Origin of the sequence: Metallibacterium scheffleri (assembly GCF_002077135.1) — a bacterium.
GTDB lineage: Bacteria > Pseudomonadota > Gammaproteobacteria > Xanthomonadales > Rhodanobacteraceae > Metallibacterium > Metallibacterium scheffleri.
On sequence record NZ_LDOS01000002.1, the window covers coordinates 1,988,793 to 2,002,875 of the forward strand.

Sequence of the window (14,083 nt, forward strand, 5' to 3'; positions counted from 1 at the left end):
CCGGCAGTTAAAGGAATTCAATGACTGATGACCACGCGCGGCGCGTCGTGGAAACTTTCGGCGCCGGCGACGATGACGCGCTGGCCCGGCCTGAGCCCGGCCAGCACCTGCACGCGGTCGATGCTGCTGGGGCCGAGGCGCACCGGCGTGCGCACGGCCAGATCGCCGTGCAGCACGTACACCGCGCTGCCGCCATCGCTGTCCAGCGACGGGCCGCGCGCCACGGTGATGGCGTCGGCCACGCGCTGCAGCACCACGCGCACGCTCAGGCGCTGGTTCTGCCGCAGCCCGGCCGGCCGCGCGCTGGCGAAGCGCACGCGCGCGGCCACTTCGCCGGCCACCACCTCGGGCGAAATCGCGCCGACGATGCCCGGCCAGCGCTGGCCGTCGCCGCTGATATCGGCGTGCATGCCCGGCGCCAGATCGCGCGCGAAGCTTTCCGGCACCTTGATCTCGACTTCCAGCGCCGACAGATCCACCACGCTCAGCAGCGCCGCGTCCTTGACCACCTTGGTGCGGTCGGCCACCGCCAGTTGCCCGACCTGGCCGGTGACTGGCGCGCGCAGGGTCAGCGCATCGACCTGGCGCTGCAGGTCGGCGACGATCAGCTGCTGGCGCTCGGCGGTGAGACGCTTGCTGCGGATCTCGAACGCCACCATGCGATCGTCGAGCCCCTGATCCTGCTCGGCGTGACGCAGGGTGATCTGCGCCTTGTCCAGCGCGTTCTGCGCGCGCAGCACGTTGATCTGCGGCACCGCGCCCAGCTGGAACGCGCGCGTGTTGCGATCCAGATCGGTCTGCGCGGCTTTCAGGTCGATGCGCGCGTCCTCCAGTTTCTGGCGCGCGGCCAGGCGCTTTTTCTGCGCGTCGAGATGGGCGTTCTCGTAACCGAGCTGCAGGCTTTGCAGTTGCGCCTGCTCCTGCGCCAGGCGGTTGGTCAGCTCGGGGCTGTCGACGATGCCCAGCACAGTGCCCTTGTGCACCGCGTCGCCAGCCTGCACCCGATAGCGCACCGTGCCCGCCGCCGCCGCGTACAGCGTGGGGCTGACCGCCGCGACCACGCGCCCGTCGGCGGCGATGTCGCGCACGAACGGACCCTGCTGCACCGTGGCCACTTCCAGGCGGCTCAGACTGACGCTGCCGGATGCGGCGAGATAGCGCGTGAACAGCACGCCCAGCAGCACCACCACCAGCACCGCGCTGCCGGCATACAGCAGCCGCCGTTTGTGCCGGCGCCAGCCTTGCGCGGTCTCCAGCACGAAATCCTGCCCCTGTGTGTCGCGAAAATTCATGCCCGCCCCGTCGAGTGCACTCCCCCATACAAGGCAAGGTGCGTGCCAGCCGCGGGCCGCACTTGCAAGCCTGCACGTTCAAGCAGTTGCGCGCGCAGCACATGGCCAAACCGTGTCCGCGGACAGCTCGCGGACACTCGCGCGGCGGGCGTTCGCGGCTGGGCTCGGCGCTGGTCAGCGGCCGGCTTGGCGGCACGACCGAGCCTGCGCGTCCGCCTGCGCATGCAGCGCGGGCGATGTCGCCGGCGTCGATTCCACGGCTACGATGCGCGCACCGCACGTCCCTCCACGCCGATCCCGCGAGACCCGCCCACCATGCCCACGCCAACCTCGTTGATCGCATCCGCCACGCCGCCCGCCGCGCGTGTCGATTTCCCCGCGCTACCGCGCCTGCTGGGTGTCTGCGCGCTGGCGGTACTGGCGGTGCTGTTGTGCTATTTCCTGCTGGACAAGCCGATCGCCTGGTTCGTCTACCGGCATGATCTGCGCCGCTACGCATGGCTGGACTGGCTCACCCACATTCCCGACTTCATCGTGTATGCCAGCGTGCTGATCCTGCTGCTGGCGCCGTTCCGCCTGGCCTGGCGCAAGTCGCCCGCGCGCGGCGAGCGCCTGCTGCTGACGATGAGCCTCAGCGTGGCCACCGCGGTGTTCCTGAAAAACCTGCTCAAGTACCTGTTCGGGCGCGCCTGGCCGGAAACCTGGATCGACCACAACCCGTCGCTGATCCAGAACCACGTCTACGGGTTCTTCTGGCTGCAAAGCGGCGAAGGCTTCCATTCGTTTCCATCCGGCCATACCACCATCACCTTCGCGGCGATGTCGGTGCTGTGGCTGGCGGCGCCACGGCTGCGCTGGCTGGCGGCGCTACTGTGCGCGGCGGTCATCGTCGGCCTGCTGGGCATGGACTACCACTTCCTCGGCGACATCGTCGCCGGTGCGTTTCTGGCCAGCGTGTGCGGGCTGTACCTGCAGCGCGCGCTGCTGGCACAGCGCACGTGAGCATGCAGTTCAGCCTGCTGGCGACCGACGGCGCGGCGCGGCGCGGGCGCGTGCAGTTCGCGCGCGGCGCGGTGGAAACGCCGGCATTCATGCCGGTGGGCACCTATGGCACGGTCAAGGCGATGACGCCCGCCGACCTGCACGGCGTGGGCGCGCAGATGGTCCTGGGCAACACGTTTCATCTGTGGCTGCGCCCGGGCATGGAGGTGATCGAGCGCTGCGGCGGCCTGCACGGCTTCATGCGCTGGAACGGGCCGATCCTCACCGACTCCGGCGGCTTTCAGGTGTTCTCGCTGGCGCACCGGCGCAAGATCAGCGAGGACGGCGTGCGCTTCGCCTCGCCAGTGGACGGCCGCGCGGTGTTCCTGTCGCCCGAGGAATCGATGCGCATCCAGCGCGTGCTCGATTCCGACGTGGCGATGATCTTCGACGAGTGCACGCCGTATCCGGCCAGCGCGCGCGCGGCGCAGGACTCGATGGAACTGTCCTTGCGCTGGGCCGCGCGCTCGCGCCGCGCGTTCGATGACCTGCGCAACCCCAACGCGCTGTTCGGCATCGTGCAGGGCGGCGTGTATCCCGAGCTGCGCCAGCGCTCGGCCGCGGGCCTGCGCGAGATCGGCTTCGACGGCTACGCCGTGGGCGGCCTCGCCGTGGGCGAGCCCGAGGCCGAGCGCGAGCGCACGCTGGATGAAACCCTGCCGCTGCTGCCCGCGGACCGCCCGCGTTATCTGATGGGCGTGGGCCGCCCCGAGGACATCGTCGCGGCGGTGCGCCGCGGCGTGGACCTGTTCGACTGCGTGATGCCCACGCGCAACGCGCGCAACGGATTCCTGTTCACCGCGCAGGGCACGCTGCGCATCCGCAACGCGCGTTACGCCACCGACACGCGCCCGATCGAGGAAGGCTGCGACTGCGCCGCCTGCGCCGGCGGATTCAGCCGCGCCTATCTGCGCCATCTGGATCGCTGCAACGAGATCCTCGGCAGCATCCTGGCCACGCAGCACAACCTGCGCTACTACCAGCGCCTGATGGCCGGCCTGCGCGATGCCATCGCCGCCACGCGACTCGACGATTTCTGCGCCGCGTTTGCCGCCGCACGCCAGGTGGCAGGCGCGGGGTGTGGATGACCCGCTTCGCTGATGCAACGCGATTCACGCCCCGCCTTTGCGGGGGCAGGCTCTGCGCGCGGATGACGAGCATGCGGACTTCGCGGGATGGCGCGCCAGCAACATACCGCTCTGACTCAGTTGCGCACGCTGCGCATCATCGCCTCGGGATAGCGCTGGCCGCTGGCGGCATCCGGCGGAAACAGCGCGTCGATGCGCGCCAGCTCGGCGGCATCGAGCACGACATCCAGCGCGCCGAGGTTTTCCTGCAACCGCGCCAGGCGGCGCGTGCCGGGAATGGGCACGATGTGCGGATCGCGCGCCAGCAGCCAGGCCAGCGCGAGTTGCGCGGGCGTGCAGCCTTTGGCCGCAGCAAGTGCACGGATCTGCTCGACCAGCTGCAGATTCTTCTGGAAATTCTCGCCCTGGAAACGCGGGCTGTTGCGGCGATAGTCGTCGGCCTCGAAGTCATCCACGCTGCGGATGGCGCCGGTGAGAAAGCCGCGCCCCAGCGGGCTGTAGGCCACGAAGCCGACGCCAAGACGCGCGCAGGCGGCCAGCACGCCATCTTCCGGGTCGCGCGTCCACAGCGAGTATTCCGTTTGCAAGGCGGTGATCGGATGCACCGCGCAGGCGCGCGCCAGCGTCTCCGGCCCGGCCTCGGACAGGCCCAGGTAGCGCACCTTGCCGGCGCGCACCAGATCGGCCATGGCGCCGACGGTATCCTCGATCGGCGTGCCGGTATCGACGCGGTGCTGGTAGTACAGGTCGATATGCTCCACGCCCAGGCGCTTGAGGCTGGCGTCGCAGGCGCTGCGCACGTACTCGGGACGGCCGTTGATGCCGCGCCGTGTCGGATCGCCCGGGTCGCGCTGGATGCCGAACTTGGTGGCCAGGAACACCTGCGCGCGGCGCCCCTTGATGGCGCGACCGACCAACTGTTCGTTGGTGAACGGGCCGTACATGTCGGCGGTGTCGAGGAAATTCACTCCGCGATCCAGCGCCGAGCGGATCAGGGCTTCCGAAACGGCATCGTCATGGCTGCCGTAGAAATCGCTCATGCCCATGCAGCCCAGGCCCAGCGCGGAAACCTCGGGGCCATTGCGGCCCAGGCGACGTGTTTGCATGATCGATCTCCTCGAAGCAATGATGACGAGATCGCATGGTAGTGAGGCCGTCAGCAACGTGCCGTCAACACTGTGCTGCCCAGGTCAGGTGATCGCTGCGGCGGGTTCGCCGCAGAAGTGAATGTTTGCCGCGCGGAACAGTCGGATACTTGGACCCTGACATGCACAAGCCACACCTGCCCTCCCTGCGACCCCGCGCCATGGGCAGCGATGCCTACGCGCGGCCATGGCGCATGCTGCTGCTCAGCCTGCTGCTCGGCACCTTCGGCGGGCTGGGGGCGGTGGTCTTTCTGGACATGCTGGCACTGGCGCAACGCGGCTTTCTGGGCGTGCTGGCCGGCGTGTATCCGCTCGACATCGCGCAGGCGACGCATCTGCACGCCTTGCCGCCCACGGCGCACTGGAATGTCTGGATTCTCCTGTCGACCACGCTGGGCGGATTGATCGCCGGCCTGCTGGTGTACGGTTTCGCGCCCGAGGCCGAGGGCCATGGCACCGACTCGGCGGTGAAGTCGTTCCATCAGCTCAAGGGTTACATCCGCGCGCGCGTGATCGTGGTCAAGAGCATCGCCTCGGCGATCACCATCGGCTCCGGCGGCGCGGCGGGCCGCGAGGGACCGACCGCGCAGATCGCCGCGGGCATCGGCTCGCTGCTCGGGCGGCGGCTGCGGCTCAGCGACGACGAAAAGCGCCTGATGGTGCTGGTCGGCATGGCGGCGGGCCTGTCGGCGATCTTCAAGAGCCCGCTGGGCACGGCCATCTTCGCCGTCGAGGTGCTGTATGCGGGCCTGCATTTCGAGGGCCGCGCGCTGCCATTCACCCTGGCCGGATCGGCGGTGGCCTATGCGGTGGTCTGCCTGTTCACCGGCTGGGGCACGCTGTTCAACGTGCCGCTGCACGTCGATTTCGACCACCCCCAGCAGTTGCTGTGGTACGCGCTGCTGGGCGGCGTCTGCGGCGTGATGGGCACGCTGCTGCCGAATGTCTTCTACGGCGTGCGCGACGGCTTTCGCAAGTTGCCGCTGCCCAACCCCATCAAGCCGGCCATCGGCGGCTTGCTGGTGGGCCTGATCGCGCTGGTATTTCCGCAGATTCTCGGCGGCGGCTACGGCATCATGCAGCTGGCGGTGCAGGGCACGCTGGGCGCGGGCATTTTGCTGCTGCTTCTGCTGTCGCTGTTCAAGGTGGTGGCACTGGCGCTGACCGTGGGTTCGGGCGGATCGGGCGGCGTGTTCGCACCCAGTCTGTTCGTCGGCGCGCTGCTGGGCGCGGCGTTCGGGCTGTTGCTGCAGCGGCTGGGCATCGGCCACGCGCCGGTCGCCGGCATGGCCCTGGTGGGCATGGCCGCGGTGTTCGGTGCGGCGGCGCGCGTGCCGCTGGCGACCACGGTGATGGTCGCCGAGATGACCGGCGGCTACACCCTGATGGCACCCACCATGCTGGCGGTGGCCATCGCCTATCTGCTGCAGGTGGCGCTGGCGCGCTACACACCCTATCCCAGCCTGTACGAGGCGCAAATTTACGTGCGCAGCGCGAGCCCCCCGCGCGCGGACGATGCGCCGCCGCCGATGCCCTGATCCCGCGCAGCCGCACCCACCCGTCGCGCGCCGACTTGGGCATGTCATGAATGCGGCGTAATATTCATGTAATGAGCGGCATCACGATCAAGCGATTGCTGGCCGGGCTGGCCACGCTCGCCTTGTTGGTCACGGCGCAGGGCGCGCTGGTGCATGTCCATGCTGGTGAGCTGGAGGCCGTCCGCCTGCGTTATGCGGCGCTCCCGGCGGGGGTTGATCCCGCTGCCGCGGCGGTGCGTGCAGGCCGGCTCGATGCCGCGTTCCAGCCGCTGAGCGAGGATGCACTGCGCTTCGCGCAAGGCGCCGCGCGCTGGTATCGCCTGCGTCTGGACTCGGATTGGCGCGCGCACAGCGCGCCGCTGCTGGTGATCCGCAACGCACGGTTCCAGCCGGTGACGCTGTACGCGGCGGGTGACCCGCGCGAGCAGGCGCAGGAGCACGCGCAAAGCGGGCGCGACGCGCGCTTCTCGCGGCGCGCGCTGGTATTCGAGTTGCCGCGCGATCTGCGCGCCGGGCAAAGCCTGTACCTGCGCATGCCCGCGTCGACGAAACCCAGGCCGTTTTCCGCGCGGGTCTACCCGGAAGAGGCCTACCACGTCGACGACGTTGGCTGGGTGCGCGTGATGACCTTCTTCGAGTCGGTGCAATTCACCATGATCCTGGTCGGGCTGACGCTGTGGCTGGCGTTGCGCGATCGGCTGTACGGGTATTTCGTCGGCTATCTGGTGCCGCAGTTTTTCTATCTGCTGATCGCCAGCGGCGACATGTATTCGTTGCCAGGCACCGGCTGGCTGGAGCCGCTGGGCATCCGCGCGCTGTGGTTCGTGGCGGCGCTGAGCACGCCGTTCGCGCTGTCGTTCATCATCGAGTTCTGCGAGATGCGGCGCATCGCGCCGCGCCTGGCGCGAGTCCTGTCCTGGTTGCGCTGGCCCTGGGCAGTGCTGGCGCTGACGTCCTTGCTGCCGCTGGCCTGGCATGCGCACAACAGCCTGCAACCGGATGTCGGCAACGCACTGTTCCTGCTCTGCTCGCTGGCCGCGATCGTGGCGGTGATCGTGGCCTGGCGGCGCGGCAGCGTGGCAGCCGGCGTGTTCCTGCTGGCGTGGATCCCGCAGTCGATCTTCACCGCGCTGCGCGCGCTGCAATTGCTGCTGCAGTTGCCGCTGCCGGGCTGGCTGGAGTTCGGCCTGCCGGCGGCGCTGGCGCTGTCCAGCCTGGTGCTCACCCTGGGGCTCGGGCTATCGACGCTGCAGGCGCGGCGCGAGCGTGACGATGCGCGCGACGAGGCGCGGCGCGACCCGCTGACCGGCGTGCACAATCGTCGCGCACTGATGGCGCGCATCGCTGAGGCGCTGACCGAGGCGCGCCAGCAGCACGCGCCGCTGTCGCTGATTTTCCTGGATCTGGATCACTTCAAGGCGATCAATGATCGTCACGGGCACCTGATCGGCGATGCCTGTCTGCGCATCCTCGCCGAGCGCGTGCAATCCGAGCTGCGTCCGGGTGACACGCTGGCGCGCTGGGGCGGCGAGGAATTCGTGGTGCTGCTGCCGGCCACCGCGCTGGGCGAGGCCACGCTGATCGGCGAGCGCATCCGCCGTCGTGTCGAAGCCGATCCGTTCATCGCCAGCGGCGTCGCGGTGGCGATCACCGTCAGTCTCGGCCTCTCCGGCCACACGCGCGCCACCATCGAGTCGCCCGAACAACTGATCGAGCAGGCCGACGCCGCGTTGTATCGTGCCAAGGCCGCGGGCCGCAACCGCCTGATCGTGCACCCGGCGTTCGCCGCGGTGCCGTGATCCGGCCGCGCCCGCGGGCACGGCTGATCGCGAATCCCGAGCGCACGCATGCTGATGCGGTGCCAACCCGATTCACATGCACCGCAAGCGCGCTGCGGGGAAATGCCGATCAGCGCGTCACCGCATAGCGCGGCGGCGTGATCGCGCTGACGCCCGCCACGTGCGCCAGTGCATCCAGATCCCGTGGCGCCACCCAGCCCTGCACCACGTCCAGTGCCGGCACCGCGCTGGTTTGGCGCAGGCCGGCTTGTTCCAGCGCCGCGACCAGGGCCGGCGTCACCGCGTCGGCATGCACGTAAACCTGCAAGCGTCCACTGGCGTCGGCGCGCACACTGCCACGCGCGTAGTCGGCAGGCGCCGCGCCGCCAAGCAACGCGGCCGCGGCGGCACGCAGCGCTGGCGCGACGGGCGCCGGTACGCGCGTCGTCGCAGCACGCGGATCCATCGCGTTCAACGCCGCCGCCGGGGGCGCGGGACGCTCGGGCACGGCGGGCACGGCACAAGCGCCCAATGCACCGAGCAGCATGAACAGCAGCGGCAGGCGCGCGCACTCATGGGCCATGCGCAAGTACGCCAACTTTTTCTTCGGCATCGCGGGTCTCCATGCACCCCAGTCTAGGACCTGGAAGCAGCGCGCTATGACGCAGCGCGCTGCATGAGCGTGACGAGCGCCTCGGCCAGCACCGCGCCGGTGATGGGCTTGCGCAGGAAACCGTCCATGCCGGCCGCGGCGGCAAGCTCGGCCTCGTCGCCGCCCGAACGCGCCGAGATCGCCAGAATCGGCAGGTGCGCGCCCGCGGCTTCGCGCGCGCGCAGCATGCGCGCCACCGCGAAACCATCGACGCCAGGCAGATCCAGATCCAGCAGCAGCGCATCGGGTTGCCAGTCGTGCAGCAGACTCAGCGCCGCGAGGCCATCGGCCGCGTGGCGCAACCGGTGACCTTGCGCTTCAAGCAAACCCTGCAGCACGGCGACCACGGTGGGGTCGTCCTCGACCAGTGCCAGTTGCAGCGGCGGCATGCCGGCAGCGTCGCGGATCACGACACCCGGCTGCGTCAGCGCGCGCTGCAGCGGCAGGCGCAGGCAGAAGCGGCTGCCTTGCCCGGGCTGCGATTCGAGTTCCAGCGCACCGCCCATCAACTCGGTCAGCTCGCGACTGATGGCCAAGCCCAGCCCGCTGCCGGCACTGCGCTGCGGCCCGTCGGCCTGCTCGTAGCGGCGGAACAGGCGTGTGCGCAGCTCGGCATCGATGCCCGGCCCGGTGTCGGCCACGGTGAAACACAGCTGCCCGTCGGCGACGTGCAACCCCAACCGCACCTCGCCGCGCACGGTGAACTTGAGCGCGTTGCCAAGCAGATTGAACAGGATCTGCTTGACGCGCAGCACATCGCCCAGCACGCGGTGCGGCAGCGTGGCCGGCTGCATGTCCACGAGGAAGTCCAGGCCCTTGGCCGTCGCCAGCGGGCGCTCGGCCTCGGCCAGCTCGAAGATCAGCAGCAGCGGATCGTAGGCGGTGATCTCGAGCTGCATGCGCCCGGCCTCGATGCGCGCCAGATCCAGCGCGTCATTGACCAGCTTTTGCAGCAGGCCGCCGGAGCGCGCGATGGCCTGCGCATAGCCGCGTTGCCGCGCATCCAGATCGGTGCCCAGCAGCAGCTCGCTCATGCCCAGCACGCCGGTCATCGGGGTGCGGATTTCGTGGCCGAGCTCGGCCAGGAAACGCGTCTTGCCGGCACTGGCCTGCTCGGCCACGCGGCGGCGCTCCTCGGCGAGCAGCATGCGCTGCTGCTGCGCCAGACGCCGCCGCCACAACAGCGCCAGCGTCGCCAGCAACAGCAGCGCCAGCAACACATAACCGGCCCACGCCCACGGCGTCGCCCACGGTGGCGCGGCCACCTCGACACGCAATGGCGCGGCCGCGCCCCATGGACCACCCTCCATGACCTGTGCCTGCAGCTCCAGTTGATAACTGCCTGGATCGAGACGACCGAAATTCTGCGTGCCCTCGGCGCCCACCAGGGTCCAGTGGCGGCTCCATGGTTGCAGGCGAAAGCGATAGCGCACGCGCGCCGGACTCAGGTACGACAGCGCACGCGCGGTGGCACCGAGCTCGCGTGTGCGCCAACCCACGTGCACGACGCCGTCGACCGGCAACAGCTCCTGCGCGTGGCCCTCGCCACTGGCCACGATGCGTGTCAAGCGCGGTGTCGGCGCCGTCACCGCGGGGGCGTGGCGCAAGGGCGCGAAGCCGAGCAGGCCGTCGCGCACCGCCGTGAACAGGCTGCCATCGGCGCCGCGCACGAAACCGGGCGCGCTGGCGCGCAGCCCGGCCAGCGCGGACTCCTCGTCGAAGCGATCGACACGCCCGTCGCGCGGGTCGTAGCGCATCAGGCCGCGCAGCGTCGACGCCCACACGCGCCCGGCGGCATCCACCGCCAGCGCCAGCACGCGCGCGCCCGGCCAGCCCTGGGCCGCAGCGACGTTGGCGCGCAACCGCGCGCGGCCATCGGCGCCCAGCCGGTACTCCTGCAGGCGTCCCTTGCGCGCCAGCCAGAAACCGCCAGGCGTGAACGCGATGGCATCGACCACGCCCGGCGCGACGCCGGGCATGGCGCGCAGCGCGCCGGCGGCATCCATGCGATCCAGCCCGGCCACCGAGGCGCGCCACAGGCGTCCGTCATGCACCGCCATGGCCTCGGTTTGCTGTTCGGCCGTGCCGGGGCCCGGTGTCGCCACCGCGCTGACCGCCAGCGTGCGCAAGTCCACGCGCCCGACGCCGTGGATCGGATCGGCGAAATACAACGCGCGTCCGCCATCGAGCACGATCTGTCCGATTCCCGAACCGGCCGTCAGCGGCCACGGCAGCGGCAGCTTCTGCCAGGATCCCGTGCGCCGACGCACGTACAACTCTCCACCCGCACTGAGCCACAGGCGGCCGCGCACGTCTTCGGCCAGCGCGTCAACGCGCTGCGATCGCGACAGCGGCGATGGCAGGCTTTGCACGCTGCCCGTGGCCGGATCGAGGCGGCCGATCCAGCCCTGCGCGTTGCCCAGCAGCACGCTGTGGTCGCTGCCCTTGCACAACGCGGTGAAAGCGCCGAAGGGCAGGCTGCGCGGATCATCGGGCAGATGCCGGAACAGACTGAAGGCGTGCCAATCCGGCGGCAGGTAGGCCAGCCCGCCGCTGTTCGAGCTCAGCCACAGACCGCCTTCGCGATCACGCAGCAACCCGATGATGCGCCCCTCCAGCAAGCCGCCGCGCAGTTGCGGCTGCGCCGGAAACACGCTCCAGCGGCCCGCCGCATCGCGGTAGCGCAGACCATCATTGCAGGCCAGCCACAGCCCGCCTTCGCCATCGGTGACGCTGCTGTAGCACACGCCGCCGCCGCCGGGCACCGGCAACGCGCGCGGCGTGGCGCCAGCGCTCGCGCCGGCCTGCTCGATCAGATACAGGCCGCGCGTGGTCACCGCGCGCAGGCTCGCCCCCTGCCCGGCGATCGACAGCACCACCGCGCGCTGGCCATCGGGAAATCGCACGTGCTGGATGCGGCCATCGGGGCGACGCACATCGAGCCCGGCCAGGGTGCCGATCCACAGACTCCCGTCCGGCGTGGCATGCAGGCTGAAGACGACATCCGACACCAGACTGTCCGCATCACCCTTGCGGTGACGCAGTTGCGTGATGTGACCGCGCGGTCCCAGCCGCGCCAGACCGCCGGCGTAGGTGCCCACCCAGATCGCGCCATCCGGGGTCTGCGCCAGCGCGAACACGTCGTTGGCGCCGAGGCTGTGCGCATCGCCGGGTAGGTGCACCCAGCGCTGAAAACCGTAGCCGGGGATGTAGTGCAGCAGTCCAGTGCCCTCGCCGCCGGCCCACAGCCCTCCCCTGGCGTCGATCAGCAGCGCCGAGATGTCATTGCCGGGCAGCGAATGCGGATCACTGGTGTCGTGGCGGAATACCCTGAAGTGCACGCCGTCATAGCGCACCAGTCCATCGCGCGTACCAATCCAGATGAACCCGGCGTGGTCCTGCACGGCCATGTAGGTGCCGGCGTCGGGCATGCCTTGGCGGCGGCCGTAGTCGCGGAATTGCGGAATCGGCAGCAGCGCGCGCGGCGGTGCGGCGAGAACGCCCGCAGGCGCAGGCGCCGCAGCGGTGACCTGCGCGCTGGCCAGCATCCATGCCAGCAGGCACGCGGACAGCCACGTCCCGCATCCTGCCCGGCGCTTGAGCCACGATCCGTTCATGGAGCCTCCCCGCGCCGCATGATGCCATCACCCATGCCGCGCCGCGTGAGCGCCAGCGGCGTGTCGTGAAAACACTGTTCACCGCCCGCGCACGCTGGCGTGGCCATAATGCAGGCGGTTTCGGCGACTGGATTCGTGATGCGCGTGTCGATACTGCGCGGCCTGCTGTTGCTTGGTTGCGTGCTGGCGCCGCTGGCGCAAGCCGCCGAGTACCGTTTCGACCCGGTGCACAGCGCCGTGGTGTTTTTTGTCGATCACGACGGTTACAGCGACTCGGTGGGACGCCTGAAAATCGCGCGCGGCTGGTTCCGCTTCGACCCAAAAGACTGGGCCGATTCCAGGGTGGTGGCCGATATCGCGCTGGGCTCGGTGGACATGGACGACGAGGACTGGGATCGCGTGGTGGCCGGTGCGGATTTCCTCGACGCCCGCACGCACCCCTACGCGCATTTCGTCAGCACCTCGGTGGAGAAAACCGGGCCGGACACCGGCATCCTGTACGGCCAGCTCAGCCTGCGCGGTCACACCGAGGGCATCGCATTCCCGTTCCGCTTCAACAAGCGCGCGTTCACCATTTTCGGCCTGCACACGGTGGCCGGATTCACCGGCATCGCCACGCTGGACCGCAAACTGTGGGGCATGCGCGCGTTCGACAGCGTCATCGGGGTGCGGGTGAAGGTGCTGCTGGAGATCGAAGGCATCGCTGATTCCAGCGCCGAACGCGACTACCAGCGCGCCGTCGTGGCAGCGCAACCGGCCGCCGCGCGATGAACTGGCGCAGCACCGCGCACCGCTGGGGCGTCATCGCCAAGGCCTTCCACTGGCTGGTGGCGCTGGGCATTTTCGCGCTGGCCGGCATCGGCCTGTACATGGTCGACATGCCGCTGGGCATGGCCCAGCTCAGGCTGTTCCTGCTGCACAAGGCGCTGGGCGTGACCGTGCTGGCGCTGGTCGTGCTGCGCCTGCTGTGGCGCCTCATCGACCGCCACCCGCGCTATCCGGCGGACATGCCGCGCTGGCAGGTGGGCGCGGCGCACGCCAGCCACGCGCTGCTATACCTGCTGTTGCTGCTGATCCCGATCTCCGGCTGGGTGTACAACTCGGCATCCGGTTTTCCGCTGCCCTGGTTCGGGCTGCTGCAACTGCCGGCGCTGGCGCCGGTGTCCAAGCCGCTGGCGCGCGTGGCGCTGGACGTGCACGAGATCGCGTTCTGGGTGCTGGCGGCGGTGCTGCTGCTGCACGTCACGGCGGCGCTGGATCACCACTTTCGCCATCGCGACACGGTGCTGCTGCGCATGCTGCCGTGGCGCACCCGCGCGCGCGCCACCGACACCCCAGGAGACACACCATGAAACCGCTCTTGATCCGCTCTTTGACCACGGCGCTGGCCGTGCTGCTGGCCGCGCTGCTGGTGCCCGTCGCCCAGGCACAAACCTGGACGCTGCAAGCGGGCAGCACGCTGGGTTTCAGCAGCACCTTCGAGGGCGCGGCGTTCAGCGGCCGCTTCAAGCAGTTCAGCGCGACGATCGCATTCGACCCGGCCAAGCCGCAGGCCTGCACGCTGCGGGCGAGTATCACGCTGGCCAGCGCCGATACCGATAACCCCGACCGCGACAAGATGCTGCCGACGGCGGATTTCTTTGACGTCGCGCGGTTCCCGCAAGCGCATTACCAGGGCGGCGATTGCCAGCCCGACGGCCCCGGACGCTACCGCGCGCAGGGCACGCTGACGTTGCGCGGGGTGAGCAAGCCGGTGCCGCTGCTGCTGCACTTCAGCGTCAACGGCGCCGATGCGCTGCTGACGCTGGACGCCAGCGTGCCGCGCCTGGCATTCGCCGTGGGCGGCGGGCAATGGGCCAGCGCCAGCGCGATCGGGCTGGACGTGGCCGTGCACGGCGTGTTGAAGCTGGCGCCGGCGCCGTAGCGGCGTTG

General features: G+C 69.9%; 11 protein-coding genes. 7 read left to right on the forward strand and 4 right to left on the reverse strand.

What is annotated here, in order from left to right:
• Positions 1 to 17: 17 nt before the first annotated feature.
• Entirely contained in the window at positions 18 to 1,292 is a 1,275-nt protein-coding gene (locus tag Mschef_RS14420) for an efflux RND transporter periplasmic adaptor subunit (protein WP_081129735.1), read from the reverse strand.
• A 315-nt stretch (positions 1,293 to 1,607) separates the two neighbouring features.
• Here Mschef_RS14420 and Mschef_RS14425 point away from each other — a divergent pair, with 315 nt between their 5' ends.
• Entirely contained in the window at positions 1,608 to 2,294 is a 687-nt protein-coding gene (locus Mschef_RS14425; protein ID WP_168708804.1) for a phosphatase PAP2 family protein, read from the forward strand.
• Between the two features lie 2 nt (positions 2,295 to 2,296).
• Positions 2,297 to 3,421: a tRNA guanosine(34) transglycosylase Tgt gene (gene tgt / locus Mschef_RS14430; RefSeq protein WP_081129737.1), complete on the forward strand. Its 1,125-nt coding sequence runs from the start codon at positions 2,297 to 2,299 to the stop codon at positions 3,419 to 3,421.
• A gap of 116 nt (positions 3,422 to 3,537) precedes the next feature.
• Here the strand turns inward: tgt and Mschef_RS14435 are convergent, their stop codons facing one another.
• Positions 3,538 to 4,527, reverse strand: coding sequence for an aldo/keto reductase (locus Mschef_RS14435; protein ID WP_081129738.1), 990 nt, complete (start codon positions 4,525 to 4,527; stop codon positions 3,538 to 3,540).
• 161 nt (positions 4,528 to 4,688) lie between these two features.
• Here Mschef_RS14435 and Mschef_RS14440 point away from each other — a divergent pair, with 161 nt between their 5' ends.
• Together Mschef_RS14440 and Mschef_RS14445 are read left to right on the forward strand one after the other, a co-directional pair.
• Positions 4,689 to 6,104, forward strand: a complete 1,416-nt coding sequence (locus Mschef_RS14440; protein ID WP_081129739.1) for a chloride channel protein — start codon at positions 4,689 to 4,691, stop codon at positions 6,102 to 6,104.
• 71 nt (positions 6,105 to 6,175) lie between these two features.
• Complete coding sequence (locus Mschef_RS14445) at positions 6,176 to 7,903, forward strand: GGDEF domain-containing protein (RefSeq protein ID WP_168708805.1); 1,728 nt, start codon at positions 6,176 to 6,178, stop codon at positions 7,901 to 7,903.
• 109 nt (positions 7,904 to 8,012) lie between these two features.
• Here the strand turns inward: Mschef_RS14445 and Mschef_RS14450 are convergent, their stop codons facing one another.
• Positions 8,013 to 8,495, reverse strand: coding sequence for a hypothetical protein (locus Mschef_RS14450; RefSeq protein ID WP_081129741.1), 483 nt, complete (start codon positions 8,493 to 8,495; stop codon positions 8,013 to 8,015).
• Between the two features lie 44 nt (positions 8,496 to 8,539).
• Positions 8,540 to 12,151, reverse strand: a complete 3,612-nt coding sequence (locus Mschef_RS14455) for a hybrid sensor histidine kinase/response regulator (protein ID WP_136256212.1) — start codon at positions 12,149 to 12,151, stop codon at positions 8,540 to 8,542.
• A gap of 138 nt (positions 12,152 to 12,289) precedes the next feature.
• Here Mschef_RS14455 and Mschef_RS14460 point away from each other — a divergent pair, with 138 nt between their 5' ends.
• Genes Mschef_RS14460 through Mschef_RS14470 form a run of 3 tightly spaced genes read left to right on the forward strand, consistent with a single transcriptional unit; the run spans position 12,290 to position 14,075 of the window.
• Positions 12,290 to 12,922: a YceI family protein gene (locus Mschef_RS14460; protein ID WP_168708806.1), complete on the forward strand. Its 633-nt coding sequence runs from the start codon at positions 12,290 to 12,292 to the stop codon at positions 12,920 to 12,922.
• Positions 12,919 to 13,503, forward strand: a complete 585-nt coding sequence (locus Mschef_RS14465) for a cytochrome b (protein WP_081129744.1) — start codon at positions 12,919 to 12,921, stop codon at positions 13,501 to 13,503. The genes Mschef_RS14460 and Mschef_RS14465 overlap by 4 nt, the downstream gene beginning before the upstream one ends.
• Complete coding sequence (locus Mschef_RS14470) at positions 13,500 to 14,075, forward strand: YceI family protein (protein WP_081129745.1); 576 nt, start codon at positions 13,500 to 13,502, stop codon at positions 14,073 to 14,075. The genes Mschef_RS14465 and Mschef_RS14470 overlap by 4 nt, the downstream gene beginning before the upstream one ends.
• The last annotated feature ends 8 nt before the right edge of the window (positions 14,076 to 14,083 follow it).